Here is a 13,576-nt window from a genome sequence, read left to right as displayed (position 1 = left end):
CTGATTAAGCAAATATCGGAGTCAAAAGATAAATGAATATCGTAAGATTGTTTAAGAAAAGACGCCATACCATAATGGTTTGGCTGCTGGTGTTAATAATGATAGCCTTCCTCGGCGGAACTGCGCTTCAGCAGGTTCTTTCTGCCCGCGGGCCGAGCAATAAGGTTGTCGCCACGTTTGACGACGGCACGGAAATTCGTGCCAAAGACAGGGTGTCAGCGGCAAATGAGCTTGAAGTGCTCCGTGCGGTAGGCGGGGGGCGTCTGCTTCAGCAGACAGGCCTGAACGGGCTGATAATAGCGAACCTGCTGTTCCCGGATGGCGGCACATCTTCAATGCTCGAAACACAGCTCAAGTATGCTGCAATGCAGGGCAACCTCACGGTGAGCGAGAAGGTTGTCGATGAGTTTTTCAATGCAGAAGAGATTGATCCGATCTCCGCATGGATGATGCTCAATAAAGAGGCCTACAAATACGGGGCTTCTGTTTCATCCAGTAATGCATTGGAACTTATGAAGCGTTATATGGGTGAAAATGCCGCAACGATGATAAAAAGGGCAAGCCGAAAGATGCAGACCCCTCAGGAAGACATTGTGGAAGTGTTTGCTAAGATGCTTTCGGTTGTGAATTATGTAGATATGTCCGTTAGAAACAGCAATGTAACGGCAAAAGATCTGCAGGCAGCGGCAGGTTTTAAAAACGAGAAGTTTTCTGCCCAGTACGTTCATTTTCCAGCAAGCAAGTACACTGACCAGACGCCAGAGCCTTCTCAGGAGCAGATGAAAGAGCTTTTCGAGAAGTATAAGAACTTTACCGACCAGAGCTTCAGCAGCGATAACCCATATGGTTTCGGCTACAAGATCGAAGATACAGTAAAGCTGGATTATCTTGTTGTTCAGAGCGATGATGTTAAGGCTGTCGTGGATAAGCCTACTGAGAGCGAAAAGGAAGAGTACTACTCAGATAACAAATCCAAATATACCCGTGAGCAGCCGAAGAATCCCGAAGATGAGAATTCAGAGAAGGTTGAGGTAACTCAGCCATATTCCAAGGTTATAAGGCAGGTTGAAAACGATATTATCAACATGCGCAAAGACGCTTTAATGAAGGATATCTTCAACGACCTTACAGATATAATCGAGGCCGGCTACGAAGACAGAAACCTTGATAATCTTTCCGGCGACCAGCTCAAGGAGCTTTCCGGAAGCTACAAGGATGCCGCTGAGAAGGTGAGTAAGAAGTACGGCATAAAGATTTATTCCGGACGTACAGGCTGGCTCAACAAGGAAAGGCTCACCTCAGACCGCAACCTCGGCAGGCTTTCGCTTTCAAAAGAAAGAAGGCTGCCTGTGAATATCGTAAAGCTCACCTTTTCTGTGAAGGGGCTTGAAGCAGAAAATCTCAGCGAATTCGACCGCAAAACACCGAAGGTCTATGAAAATATCGGACCGCTTGAGAATATGTGGCCGCAGAACAAGGCTCTTATAAGGGTTGTAGATTTCAAAAAATCTTACGTGCCTGAAGATATAGAGGTTGCCTTCGAGATAACCGGTTCGCTTATCAACGAAACTGATGCCCAGAAAGAATTCTACACAGTAAGAGAAGAGGTAAGCGAAGACTATAAAACACTCGCTGCTATGGATACAGCAGAGCAAAAGGCAAACGCCTTTCTTGAATCTGCCGGGGATAAGTCTTGGGGCGAGTTCTTGAAAGAATTCAACGAGAAAAACAACGCAGGGCTTACGATTAAGAAGCTTTCGGATAAATCGCGTATTTCTCAGCTCCAGCTCTACGAAACAAAGGTTAAAAGCGGATTGCGTGCTGCAGGAAGACGGGCTTATGTAAGCCTTCTCAAAGACCACAATCTCTACGAAGCAATGTATAAAATTGCCGACGGGGATCTGCCTGCAAAGGTTAAGGTGCCATCGAAGGAAACGGTTTATGCTGTGCAAAGCGTTGATATAACACCTGCTCAGCCGCTTGAGGATAAGATGAGCGAAGCAGACCGCATTAAATCTGTGTATTCAGGCGAGTCTGCCCTTGTTTTCCTTAATCCGGAAAATATCGCTGCAAGAACGGGATTTGAGTTTACAGAAGATCAAGAGCAGCAAGCCCCAGAAGCTCAGGATGAAGGCTGACGGAGGCCTTTTCTGAACGCGGTCTTTAATTCAGGAGCGTAAATTGGCTCAGAAAAATTCAACATTCACCGACAGGATTATGTTTGCAGCCTCAGTTGCACTGGTGGGCTGGGTAGTCCCGGGCGGCGGCTATTTTCTGGTAAGACAGAAGAAGAAGGCCGCAGCGGTGTTTGTGAGCCTTACTGTCCTGTTTATTGCAGGCCTTTATATCGGCTCTATCGGCGTTGTTGACAGGGTGAATTCAATATGGTGGTATTATCCGCAGATGGTTTTTTCGCCCGTTGTGGCGTTTATAGGCAATATCACTGCTTCAGGAGACTTCCCTGTTTACGGAAAGCCCGCTGAAATAGGCCAGCTCTATACCGGCCTTGCAGGGCTCTTAAATCTGATATGCATATTCAAGGCCTCAGCTGTTGCCCTGCACGGCGACGGCGTTTTCGATGAAGAAAGCAGTAAAAACAGAGCCGCCGGAAAGGGGAAAAAATGATAGCTTCTTTCACTGCCCCTATCGATATAGGCTGCAATCCGCAGCAGTTTCTCTGGGCTATTCCCCTGTTGATTATCGTTTGCTTTATTGTGAGGCTCGAGAAGAATCCCGTTTTCGACGGACCTAAGATTTTCAGGGAAACTGTGCGTCTTTCGCTATGCGCAGCTGGGGTAATGGTGCTTCTGGCACTGATAATCTTCGGGATAGTGGAATTTTTCTGCTGATTCGGATTTCTTTCGGAGAGTCCGTGCGAAAATGAAAACAATCGATAAATACATATCCCGCAATTTTTTCGCCGGATACATCATCTCTGCGGCTGTCCTTGTAGGCCTCAGGATGCTGATAGACCTTTTTGTAAACTTCGATGAGTTTGCAGAAACCGAAGGTCTCCTGCCCATGCTCAATAATATATTCACCTTCTACGCAGTTCAAAGCGCCGTTTATTTCCGTGATTTTGCGGGAGTGATAGCGGTTTTCGCTGCCGCCTTTACCCTTGGGCGAATGACAAGAGACAATGAGCTTGTGGCTATAATGGCCTCGGGGATAAGCCTAAAACGAGTTATAGCTCCAATCCTTGCCGCCGCTGCCCTCATGACAGGGCTTTTGATAATCGACCAAGAGATAATCATTCCGGGCTATGCCAATCTGATTGTCCGCTCTCACGACAGCATAAATCAAGCCAGCGAGATGAGCGTTGAATGCCTTACAGACAGCTCGGGGAATATTATTTATGCTGGCAGTTTTTCAGAGGCAGATAAGAATATGAAAGATCTTACTGTAGTATTAAGCGACGAGGATGGCACCAGAAACACAGCAGAGGGCTGGATTAAGGCTGATATGGCTGTTTATAAGGGCAAAGGCGAATGGAAGCTTTACTCTAAGGCAGGCAAAGACAAAGAAAATAAGCCTCTGTACAAGGCCGGAACTGAAATCGAGCTCTTCAGCAAGCAGTCCGGCAGCAGGCTTGATACCACAAAGAAAATGGTTTACAGCTACAATACCGACCTAACCCCGGAAACCATACCCGTGCGGAACAAGCAGAAGAATATAGACCTGCTCAGCTCTGCTCAGCTTGCAAGGCTTGCTGAGAGCGGAGCGAGGGTGCGCGACAGAGCGAGGCTATATGTGCAGAGGTATTCAAGGTTTACCGACCCGATTATCAATTTCGTGATGCTGATGGTCGCCCTGCCTGTGCTTGTTTGCAGAGACAAGAAGCAGATGAAATTTGCTGCACTAAAGAGCTTCAGCATAACCGCAGCTTGCTTTATATTCACCTTCGCTTGCAAGATAGTGGCAACAGAGCCGATTATGGGAAAAATAATGCCTGATTTCTGGGCAGCGCTTCCCGTGATTGTGTTTATGCCCATAGCTGTGGTAGAGATGAGCTCAATAAAAACGTAGAAATTTGGTGAGCGTTTTATCTTAATACAGTATGCTTAACAACAGAAATGTTTTGTTGACAGGGAAACGGTTGCTGGTTATCTTTATCAGAATAATTTTCATATAATAATTTAACAGCATTTCCAATTACGATTAGGAGCAAAAGTGAAGATATCAGTTGTCGGTGTCGGATACGTAGGGCTTGTAGCGGCGGCCTGCCTTGCAGAAGGCGGGAACAACGTTATATGCGTTGATAAAGACGGAAACAAGATCGAGGGGCTAAAGAAGGGCATTATCCCGATATACGAGCCCGGCCTCGAGGAGCTTGTAGAGCGGAACAGCGAAGCCGGCAGGCTCGAATTCACCACGGACATCGCCTACGGCGTGCAGAATTCCGGCGTAACGTTTATCGGCGTTGGAACTCCGAGCAGCCCGGACGGCTCGGCGGATATATCTGCGGTGAAGGCGGTATCGGAGGCTATCGCAAAGTATATGACAGGCCGGCATGTAATCGTTACCAAGAGCACCGTGCCTGTGGGCACGCATAAGGTGGTTTCGGATATCATCAAGGAAAACACCAACCACCCCTTCGATTACGTAAGCAATCCGGAATTCCTGAAGGAAGGCTCCGCTGTGCAGGATTTCCTCAAGCCGGACAGGGTAATCATAGGGACAACCAAAACTGAAATCTTCGAGCTTATGACGAATATCTACGCCCCGTTTATGCGTAAATCCAGCAGGATGATCTTTGTGGATCCGGCCAGCGCGGAGATGGCCAAATACGCCGCTAACGCAATGCTCGCCACGAGAATTACCTTTATGAACGAGCTTTCCGGCCTGTGTGAGCAGTTTGGAGCGGATATCGAGAAGGTGCGGATCGGCATCGGCTCGGATTCAAGGATCGGCAAGGAATTCCTCTTTGCAGGTCTCGGCTACGGCGGGAGCTGCTTCCCGAAAGACGTGAAGGCTCTTGCGTATATGGGGGATGAGCAGGGCATTGAGATGACTATCGCCAAATCTGTGCAGGCTGCAAACTACCGCCAGCAGGACAGATTCGCTGAGAGGATAATCAAATACTGCAGAGAAAACGGTCTCAGCCAGATATCCGCTTGGGGGCTCGCTTTCAAGGCCAAAACAGACGATATCAGAGAATCGCCGGCAATCAGAAGCCTGAAGAAAATCACCGAGGCAGGGCTGAAAGTGAAGGCGTTTGACCCGGAGGCAATGGAAAATGCCGCAAGAGAGCTTGGTGAAGCGGTTGAAATGTGCGAGGATGTATACCAGACGCTCGAGGGATCGGATGTGATGGCAGTGCTTACCGACTGGCAGGAATTCAGATCGCCGGACTTTGATACGATTAGAGAAAAGCTTTCAAGGCCTGTAATCTTCGACGGCCGAAACCTCTACAGCCCGGACTTCGTCGCCGGCTGCGGCATCGAATACCACAGCATCGGACGATAGATAAACCCGATACCGAAAGTTTCCTGCCCACTTTCGCATTTTTAGGGAGCTGAAATGGGCAAAAATGGCAGGGCAAAAAACGTTCTTGCAAAGACCCTTCTAAATGAATACAAGGTTAAAAGCAGTCTCACTTAGCTTGTCCCATACAGAACCGGAAGATTCTGTCTTGCAAGCTTATAGCTGGTGAAGATTGGTTTTCTTGCTTTTATTCCCAGTCAACCTTTTGCTTCTTTGATTCCTCTACGAGCTCTTCCATGCGACTTTTTATCAAGGAGTCCCGCTGGTCATCGAGGGTTTCGAGGTCGTTTTGCTGTTTATTTATTTCTTTCTCAATCTGCTTGAGTTTTTCTTTCAGGTCTTCAAGCTTCAGACGCCTCTTTTCAAGTATCACATTGAATCTCATTGAAACAATATCCCTAAGCTCATTCTTGAGCTCTTTCTTTTCCTGCTCATCCTCGCACGAGCGGAGCTGTTTTGTGATTTGATCTCTTCGCTCTTTTAGCTCCAGATCGTTTTTCATAAGCTCTGCCATTTCAGGATGTCTTTTTTCAATTTCAAAGATCCGCCGATACTTGTTTCTTATATAAGCTGTGTTTTTGAAGGCTGAGTTAGGGTCTGCTTCGAATGCCTTTTCCATCTTTTCGGCTTCTTCCGGGAAGTTTTCCTCGAGCCATTCAATAAATTCATCGTTGCGTTTGGCAAATCTTTCCTTGAATTTTGCTCTGAACCTCTCGCCCGGCTCAAAGCGGCGTTCACCTGGCCGATGGTGATCATCATGGCCGCGGAAATCCGGCCTGCCCATTTTCCCCTTTAACATTTCCTTCATTTCTTCGTGAAATTCCTTGGGATTTTCTTCTCTGAGTGTTCTGAGCTTTTCTGCTCGAGCCTTATCTTCTTCGGCGATCTTCTCGAGCATTCTGTTATACATTTTGCCAGTCTGCTGCTTTTGCATTCTGCCTCTTTGTTTGCCGCCGTCGGGCTCATCAAAGACCTCATCAGCCGCGATCAGCAGAGATGCTGTAAGAATTAGAAATAAAGCTGTTTTTCTCATTTACCTATCCTTTCCAGAATTGCTCAGAGCTGAGCTGCTGTTTTATCGATTCAATTTCGCCTTCTATTTTTCCGGATGCTCCGTTTTTATCTGCAAGGCTGTATTCTATGTTTTCCAGTTTTGTTTCAAGAAGGCTGAGATCGCTGTCTGCCTGCCAGAATTCATTAGCGGGAGCTTCCAGAGCCACCTCTGCTTCTGCTGCTTTCTCCGGAGCGGCACTGCCTGGATGCATAAGGCTTACTGAAACGGAGAATACAACAGCGAGAATCGCTGCTGCTGCCCAAACGCTTCGAGTGAATAATCTTGCTCTCCTCTCTTTCGCCAGCCTGTCTGCAATTTTATCTTTCAGCGAAGATTTTACATCTTCATTGAGAGGGAAGTCTGCCGCCTTGCTGAACTGGGAAGATTCGAAAATCTCCCGTTCCAGCGGCTGAATCTCGCCGATTTTTTCGAAATCTGTTTTTTCGTTATCTGCTTTCATTTTCTATCACCGTCTTCATTTTCTTAAGTGCTCTGTGGATTTTCGTGAGAACTGTTCCCACAGGTCTGCCTGTTGCCTCTGCTATCTCCTTGAAGCTCATATCCGAATAATACCTGAGCATTACAAGGTTTCTGCTGTCTTCATCAAGCTCCGAGACCGCCTTATCTACATCCGTCTCCGGCTCGGCTGAATCCTGCCGGCGGTCTAAGTATTCTTTTTCTTCGCAATACCTGCTGTAGTTCTCTCTTTCTCTGATGATTTTTCTTAAATAATCGTAGTAAACGCTGCCGGCAATCTTAAAAATCCACGCTTCAAAGGAGCCGTTTTTATAGCTTTTGATGCTTTTAAGCAGTTTAAGGTAAAACTCGCTCAAAAGCTCTTCTGCCGCCTCGGGATTTCTTGTACAGGCCGCAAAGTACCCATATATTTTGTCGGAATACATATCAACAAGCTGCCGGTAAGCATCTTGATCACCTTTTTTGCAGCCAGCTATTAGATTTTCTTTGTTGATATCTCCGGCGTTCACGGTTATAAAGACGTCCTTAGGAAAAAAATTATTTCAAAAAAATCAGTGTTATCAGAAATCATATTTTTCGTAATCTTCCTCATCCCAGTCTGGTGATTCAGGGTCATCTTCTTGGTCATCAAGGTATTTCCAGCCATCAGCGTCTTCCATGTCGTCTATTTCACGTTCCACATATTTAATGATTTTGTCCTGTATATCGTTTAGCTTGGAATTTGCCCTTGCCTGCGAGGTCTGTATTGAAAGCAGCTCATTGAGTTTCATAATCTGCCATTTCTGCAGGCATTCCGGCTCTACGATATACTTGAAGGGGTTGCAAAGAAAAATCATTTCCCCGTTTGCCCCTTCTTTGCAGTATTTACAGTCTTTACATTGAATCATAACCTGCTCCTTTTAAAATTAAAAAAGTTCTTGCTTTTTAAAGTGTAACCGATATCCTCCCAGTTCTAAAGATAAAATAAGAAATAATTGCAGAACGATAAACTGGAGCGATAAATGAGCAAGCCAAGACGCAGGCGTAAAGTCGGCAGCAAGAAAAGAAAGGCTCGCTGGAAGGTAAGAAACAAGGTTTCATAGCCGGCCGGCGAAAAAATAAAAAGCCCCGCGGGAATAAGGCATTCTTCGGGGCTTTTTAATTTTAAGACGTAAGTGTTCATTCCGAGGGCAAAATCAGGCCTTGCTTCTCCTTCGGATAAGCCCCGCTGAAAGCATGGCAAACAGGCTGATTGAGGCTGGCTCGGGAACTATAGTGCCATATCCGCTTGCAGAATCAATGGCAATCCCCTCCGAGCCTTCAGCCTCGTAAAAGCTCCACTGCATCTCAGTGCTGCCGGCGGTTTGGTAATCTGTTTGCGCATTGCCTATCTTCTGGCTCGTCCCGTTATCATACGTGTCCGATTCATACTCATACACATCACCATCCAATGAGTCAGCGATTCCCATCATCAGCTCAACATCCTCTCCTACAATCACATCAAGTATGATATCGAAAGAATAAGTTTCATATTCGCTGCCCTGGCCGTTTCCGTACTCAGTGTAGTTATCCAGTACCTGAGTTCCCTGTACTTCCGCCTGTTCGGTGAATCCGTAAGAGCTAACCTTAAACTTCGCATCGAAAAGCTTATCTCCATAGGTATAGCCGAGATATCCGGGTTCAGGATTTCTGCGGTAAAGGCAGTAGTTGAATTCTGTGAGGCCGGTTTCGGCTTTGAGGGCTTCTGAAGACGCAGCGGCAGTGATATCCAGTCTCACACCGATCTGCGCTGATGCGCCTTCAGAAAGGCCGCTGTTTCCAGCCTCAATACTGAATGTATCGTAGTTGGCAGCGCTGTAGCAGGTATCAAGGCCAACTCCGCTGCTTTCCCAGCCGGCATAAACGCTGGATGTGGTAAATTCAATTTTCCCCGAACTAGGGGCAATGTCCCATTGTGCTGCTGCTTCTGCCCGGGCGAGCTCTCCGTTTGCTTCTACCTCCTCGGCTATAGAATTGTACCCGTCGAGTCTTCCCTCCTGAGCTTTTCTTTCCATATCTCCGGAAGGAAAATTTAGATCTACCACTGAAAACTGTCTGAAGGCTGCCAACGAGCTGACACTGAAAATGCCTAAAATAAGAACCAAAAATAAGAACAGCTTTACCGAACGCATAAACTCTCCGTAATTTAAAACTAAAAAATTTTCACAGCCAATAATTTAACATATAATCTTACGATTACAAATAGAATTTAAGGTTTTTCAATTCTTCACGACTAAAATTATTCGCCTGCTGATGATAAAAAATATTGAAACTTTGGCTTAAGCAAATTAAAGTGTTTTGCTGATTACAAAAATCTGCTGCTTGTTTTTTTTCTTTAATTTGGTTTGCTTTATCAGAAATCATAAACTTGAGCCTGGCAGAAGTGTATTTTCCGCATATATTCGCCGCAAAAAAAGAAAAAATGCTGGAAAGGTATAATCTTTTTTTTAGAATCTCTGAGATTATGAAGTTTTCGTTAATAGATAAAATAACAGATATAGATTCAGGCCGGCGTCTGGAAGCGGTGAAGAACGTAGCTCTTGCAGAGGAATACCTCCAAGACCACTTCCCTGCATTTCCCGTACTCCCCGGCGTGTTTCTTCTGCAGGGTATGATTGAATCTGCCTCGTGGCTTGTGAGGGAATATCAGGGCTTCACCAACAGCATGGTATTGCTAAAGAAGGCCAGAAACGTAAAATACAAATCCTTTGCGGCTCCCGGGAGCACGATAAGATACAGCGTTGAGGTTAAGAGCCTGGAAGATAAGACCAGCAGCTTCAAGGCTTCCGGCGTGGCTGGGGACGAGGCGGTGGTTGAGGCAAGGATAGACCTCAAGCACTTCAACCTTGCTGATGATAATCCCGAGATGGGGTGTGCGGATAAGGAAGTAATCGATAATTTGAAGAAAAGATGGCAGCTGCTTACGCAGTAACAATAAACAGAAAGTAAGGAGATTTAGAAATGGCGATGAGTCGTGATGAAATTTTTGAGAAGGTGCAGGAAGTTCTCGCTGATGCACTCGGGCTCGATGACGATGAGGTAACACCTGAAGCTACTCTAATGGGAGACCTCGGAGCTGAGAGCATCGATTTTCTCGATATTACGTTCAATCTTGAGAAGGCTTTTGATATAAAGATTCCGAGGGAAGAGCTTTTTCCTGCCGATTCAATCATGGAAAACGGCGAGTATGTGCAGGACGGCAAACTGACAGAAGCCGGCCTCGCTGAGCTCAAGGACAAAATGCCGCATACTGATTTTAGTGAGTTTGAGGCAGATCCCGATATCAACAAGCTTCCGGATCTTTTCACCGTTGAATCAATTGTGAAATTCGTAGAAACCAAAGTAAGCTAAGGTTTAAGCTTACAAACAAAATTATCAGCAGAAGCTTCTTTAGGGGAGCTTCTGCTTTTCGGTTTGCCCTGAATGTTTATTAACTTGGCTGTGAGAGCCCAATGCAGGCTCGGCAGCAGGAACTCTCAGCAGATGGCAGGGGTGTCCTTGGTGAGATCGAATCTGAGGTATGCCTAATGCAAAGCATCGGCCTGACAAACAGGAACCCAGAGAGTAATATTAAACACAATTTACAGAAAAGATTTTACCCTACTGATATAATTCAAGAATTTCCCCGAAAACTTTGATTTTCAGGGACGACTAAATATTTTTCCCTGAGCTTCACAACGCTTATTTAATTTAGGTCTGCAAGAGCCTTCTAACGGTTATGCCGCTGCTGATATATCTCTCATTGTTTTATAAGCGTTTTTTATATTACAACGACTGGAGGCGGAGGGAATTGAACCCTCGTCCCGTGATACTTCATCCCAAGCTTCTACATGTTTAGTTTCTCATTTAATTCTCGTTTCCGCGGTAGGCTGAGAAACAGGCCTTCGCAGAAACCAGCCCTCTAAATTTCACCTGAGAACCGAAGGCAGCTTTCTCAGGCTATCCCGTAAGTTTTGGCGCCAAGACCTTCAAGCACGGGCAGCTTTCAGGTTGACGGGCTGCAATTTTTTAGGCAGCCATAGCAAAGTTATTTTTGCCATATAAAAAATAGTCAGCAGATTTTTTACCAGGCCAACTGCCATCCTGGACATGCCGCTTGAGAGTCAACTTATCCGGTCGAAGCCAGTCGCCCCCAAGAGTTATTGTATTATACCGCATTTGCGGCACATTTCAATTACTCAGTTTCTTGAGAAATGTTCGGCTGAGCTCTGTCCTCGTGGAGCTGCCATATCTGTTCGGGGGTGAATAGGATAGAGTATGAATTGAGCTCCTTGTCGAGGGCCTTTGCAGATCGCTGCCCGCAGCAGTCATCCAATAGATGCCAGAATTTCTTGCAGTGCGATTTAACCTTTGTATGGGCGAGTTCGTGGAGGATAAGATAATCCTGCAGGTATTCAGGCAGAAGAACCATATTGATATTCAGGCTGATATTGTTTTTCGATGAGCAGCTTCCCCACCTTGTTTTCTGGCAGCGGAATGTGATTTTGCTGTAATCAAACCCAAATCGGTCTGCGAGCCGCTGTGCTTTGCGGAAGATCTCCTCCTGCTGCTGATACAGATCGAGCCTCGGCATCTCTTTCAAACGAGAATTGAGGTTCTCCTTGCGTTTTTCTACTTTCGCAAACGATTTTCGGAGCCAGTCCCGTTTTGTTTTGAGAAATTCAATCGCCCGCCGGCTGGAAACGCCTCGAGGCACACTGAGCCTCGCCCCGTTCTGCGAAACAGTGAGCCGGAGATGCTTGGCACGCGGGGATGTTACCACCCTTATCTCAATCCCTTCAAGGTTTGCTGTGAAGTCCATTATTTACCGCTGAAGTACTTGATTATCCAGGAGATAAGCGTAAGCAGGAGTGATATAACAATGCAGCTCACCACCGGAAAGTATATCTTCCAGCCCTTCCCGCTGATGTTTATATCGCCCGGGAGTCTGAAGAGGTTCAGCCTCGGGGCAAACACCATAATCCCGCCAATTGCGGCGATTATAAGGCCTGCGATAATCAATATTTTTCCGATTTGAGTGTACCCTTCCGGCAAGATATCCCTCCGCTTATCAAACCTTTGAAAGCTCTTCGCTTCTCTGCTTAGCCCGTGATACGGCAAGCATAACCAATGCCCCGAGCTGATTGTTTTCCAATTCTTTCAGGGCAGCTTCTGTAGTGCCTCCCGGGGAAGTAACCTTCTTCCTCAGGTCTTCAGGGGTTTCGCTGTCATTATTGCCCTGTCTTGCAAGCATTGCGGCGCCGATCGCAGTTTGTATCGTAAGATCTGAGGCCAGTTTTTCGTCAAGCCCGAGTTCGATCCCTGCGTTTATCATCTCCTCCATAAGCAGGAAGAAATATGCAGGCCCCGAGCCGCTCAAAGCAGTTACGATATTCATATCATCCTCGCTTGAAAGCACAAAAGCCTCGCCTATTGCAGAGAAGATTTTTTTTGCAAGCGGGAGGTGTTTCTCGCCCTTTTTGTTAGCGAATATACCTGCCGCTCCCCAGCCGGCAAGGGCGGGGGTGTTCGGCATAACGCGAATCACCGGCCTATCGCCCAGCAGTTTTGTGATTTTCTCAATCCTCAGCCCAGCTGCGATGGAGATAACGGGCTTATCGACAGGGAAATCGTCGAGAGCCTCCATCACTTCCCCCGCCACCTGCGGCTTAACCGCCAGCACTGCAAGATCGCTTGAACTTACCAGAAGATTGTTATATTTGAATGTATTTATGCTGTAGGCAGACTGCATATATTCGAGGCGGTTGTCGCTGATATCGCTGATATTGATCTCATCGCAGTTGTAAACCTTATTAGAGATAAGCCCCTTGATTATAGCCTCAGCCATATTTCCAGCACCGATAAAACCTATAGCCATTTCTCGCTCCGTTTTGATTTAACTGAAAACTGTCAATTGCAAACGATAATATATTTTATAACAAAAAGGGCTTAATAAAAGAAAAATCAGCGGCTTGCCTTTACGAGGTGTGCAACAATATTTTTTGGCAAAATGCAAATCATCATGCTGCAATGCTTTGCAGAATTTATTGCTGTTTATTTGCTGCGCCAGTCCGCCTGCGGCGGAAAACTCGCAAAGGATTTTTTGTTTGCGGGTTTTGTTGGCGAGCAGGGGCGAACCAGCGTTTTCGCCCGGCTGGGCAGCGTGAAAATTCTGCGAAAAAAAAACTTATGCCTTTGTCTTCTGCATATTCTCAATTGGTCTGTATCCACTTATTCCGTCCGCCTTTGGCGGATTCTTGCGTGGCTCTGATTGTCATTAGTATTCCGCAGCGATTTTACGAGGCGAACATTTAAACAGAGCCGCACGTGGAGGCCCGCCTCAGCCGGTCCGTCCGCTTGTCTTCGCCTTCGGCGGACTGGCTCGGTTTAAATATATATTTACATTGGAGGGGACAGGTACATAAATGAGGGAAAGCTCTATGCCGGCAAGTACGCTGCCACCGCAATACATAATCCTGCTCTGATGTGGAGAATGTTTTTTCTACACAGATAGTCCGCCTGCGGCGGAGAGGGGAGATTTTTTGACAAGGTTAACAGCCTCGA

General features: G+C 46.4%; 16 protein-coding genes and 1 other RNA gene. 7 read left to right on the top strand and 10 right to left on the bottom strand.

The genetic code is table 11. The features are described 5' to 3' along the window. The first annotated feature begins 32 nt into the window (after positions 1-32). From STSP1_RS05785 to STSP1_RS05765, 5 genes are all read left to right on the top strand, one after another. The gene (locus STSP1_RS05785; protein ID WP_123806995.1) at positions 33-2,138 is read left to right on the top strand and encodes a hypothetical protein; all 2,106 of its coding nucleotides are present in this window, start codon (positions 33-35) and stop codon (positions 2,136-2,138) included. Between the two features lie 43 nt (positions 2,139-2,181). After that, entirely contained in the window at positions 2,182-2,625 is a 444-nt protein-coding gene (locus tag STSP1_RS05780) for a DUF6677 family protein (protein ID WP_085755441.1), read from the top strand. Then, entirely contained in the window at positions 2,622-2,849 is a 228-nt protein-coding gene (locus STSP1_RS05775; protein ID WP_085755440.1) for a hypothetical protein, read from the top strand. The genes STSP1_RS05780 and STSP1_RS05775 overlap by 4 nt, the downstream gene beginning before the upstream one ends. A gap of 31 nt (positions 2,850-2,880) precedes the next feature. After that, entirely contained in the window at positions 2,881-4,026 is a 1,146-nt protein-coding gene (locus STSP1_RS05770; RefSeq protein WP_085755439.1) for an LptF/LptG family permease, read from the top strand. Between the two features lie 144 nt (positions 4,027-4,170). Beyond that, positions 4,171-5,466 (top strand): UDP-glucose dehydrogenase family protein, encoded by a 1,296-nt coding sequence (locus STSP1_RS05765; RefSeq protein ID WP_085755438.1) that lies wholly within the window; start codon positions 4,171-4,173, stop codon positions 5,464-5,466. Positions 5,467-5,671: 205 nt separating this feature from the next. On the opposite strand, the gene STSP1_RS05760 is transcribed toward STSP1_RS05765, so the two are convergent. The 6 genes from STSP1_RS05760 to STSP1_RS12475 all read right to left on the bottom strand — a co-directional run bounded on the left by STSP1_RS05760 (position 5,672) and on the right by STSP1_RS12475 (position 9,397). Next, positions 5,672-6,517: a hypothetical protein gene (locus STSP1_RS05760; protein ID WP_085755437.1), complete on the bottom strand. Its 846-nt coding sequence runs from the start codon at positions 6,515-6,517 to the stop codon at positions 5,672-5,674. Positions 6,518-6,521: 4 nt separating this feature from the next. Next, entirely contained in the window at positions 6,522-6,998 is a 477-nt protein-coding gene (locus tag STSP1_RS05755; RefSeq protein ID WP_085755436.1) for a hypothetical protein, read from the bottom strand. Next, on the bottom strand, positions 6,985-7,524 hold the full coding sequence (locus tag STSP1_RS05750) for an RNA polymerase sigma factor (protein ID WP_085755435.1): 540 nt from the start codon (positions 7,522-7,524) through the stop codon (positions 6,985-6,987). The genes STSP1_RS05755 and STSP1_RS05750 overlap by 14 nt, the downstream gene beginning before the upstream one ends. Positions 7,525-7,575: 51 nt before the next feature. Beyond that, the gene (locus STSP1_RS05745) at positions 7,576-7,902 is read right to left on the bottom strand and encodes a hypothetical protein (RefSeq protein ID WP_085755434.1); all 327 of its coding nucleotides are present in this window, start codon (positions 7,900-7,902) and stop codon (positions 7,576-7,578) included. A gap of 288 nt (positions 7,903-8,190) precedes the next feature. Then, a complete protein-coding gene (locus STSP1_RS05740) occupies positions 8,191-9,048 on the bottom strand; it encodes a PEP-CTERM sorting domain-containing protein (protein ID WP_161491630.1) in 858 nt (285 codons plus the stop codon). 181 nt (positions 9,049-9,229) lie between these two features. Beyond that, a complete protein-coding gene (locus STSP1_RS12475; protein WP_161491629.1) occupies positions 9,230-9,397 on the bottom strand; it encodes a hypothetical protein in 168 nt (55 codons plus the stop codon). A gap of 100 nt (positions 9,398-9,497) precedes the next feature. On the opposite strand from STSP1_RS12475, the gene STSP1_RS05735 reads away from it, so the two are divergent. Further along, positions 9,498-9,965: an ApeI family dehydratase gene (locus STSP1_RS05735; protein ID WP_161491628.1), complete on the top strand. Its 468-nt coding sequence runs from the start codon at positions 9,498-9,500 to the stop codon at positions 9,963-9,965. A 29-nt stretch (positions 9,966-9,994) separates the two neighbouring features. Next, on the top strand, positions 9,995-10,384 hold the full coding sequence (locus STSP1_RS05730) for an acyl carrier protein (protein ID WP_085755431.1): 390 nt from the start codon (positions 9,995-9,997) through the stop codon (positions 10,382-10,384). A gap of 421 nt (positions 10,385-10,805) precedes the next feature. Here STSP1_RS05730 and ssrA read toward each other — a convergent pair. The 4 genes from ssrA to proC all read right to left on the bottom strand — a co-directional run bounded on the left by ssrA (position 10,806) and on the right by proC (position 12,890). Further along, positions 10,806-11,167: a transfer-messenger RNA gene (gene ssrA, locus STSP1_RS05725) on the bottom strand. 40 nt (positions 11,168-11,207) lie between these two features. Beyond that, the gene (locus STSP1_RS05720) at positions 11,208-11,834 is read right to left on the bottom strand and encodes a M48 family metallopeptidase (RefSeq protein WP_085755430.1); all 627 of its coding nucleotides are present in this window, start codon (positions 11,832-11,834) and stop codon (positions 11,208-11,210) included. Beyond that, positions 11,834-12,067 carry a DUF2905 domain-containing protein gene (locus STSP1_RS05715; RefSeq protein WP_204845071.1) on the bottom strand — a complete coding sequence of 78 codons (234 nt, stop codon included), beginning with the start codon at positions 12,065-12,067 and terminating at the stop codon, positions 11,834-11,836. Before STSP1_RS05715 ends, STSP1_RS05720 begins: the two co-directional genes overlap by 1 nt. A gap of 16 nt (positions 12,068-12,083) precedes the next feature. Beyond that, complete coding sequence (gene proC, locus STSP1_RS05710; protein WP_085755429.1) at positions 12,084-12,890, bottom strand: pyrroline-5-carboxylate reductase; 807 nt, start codon at positions 12,888-12,890, stop codon at positions 12,084-12,086. Positions 12,891-13,576: the final 686 nt, after the last annotated feature.

It is taken from the genome of Sedimentisphaera salicampi, from assembly GCF_002117005.1.
Classification (GTDB): domain Bacteria; phylum Planctomycetota; class Phycisphaerae; order Sedimentisphaerales; family Sedimentisphaeraceae; genus Sedimentisphaera; species Sedimentisphaera salicampi.
The sequence above is the reverse complement of the archived record's forward strand: the minus strand, read 5'-3'. Positions and strand labels throughout refer to the sequence as shown.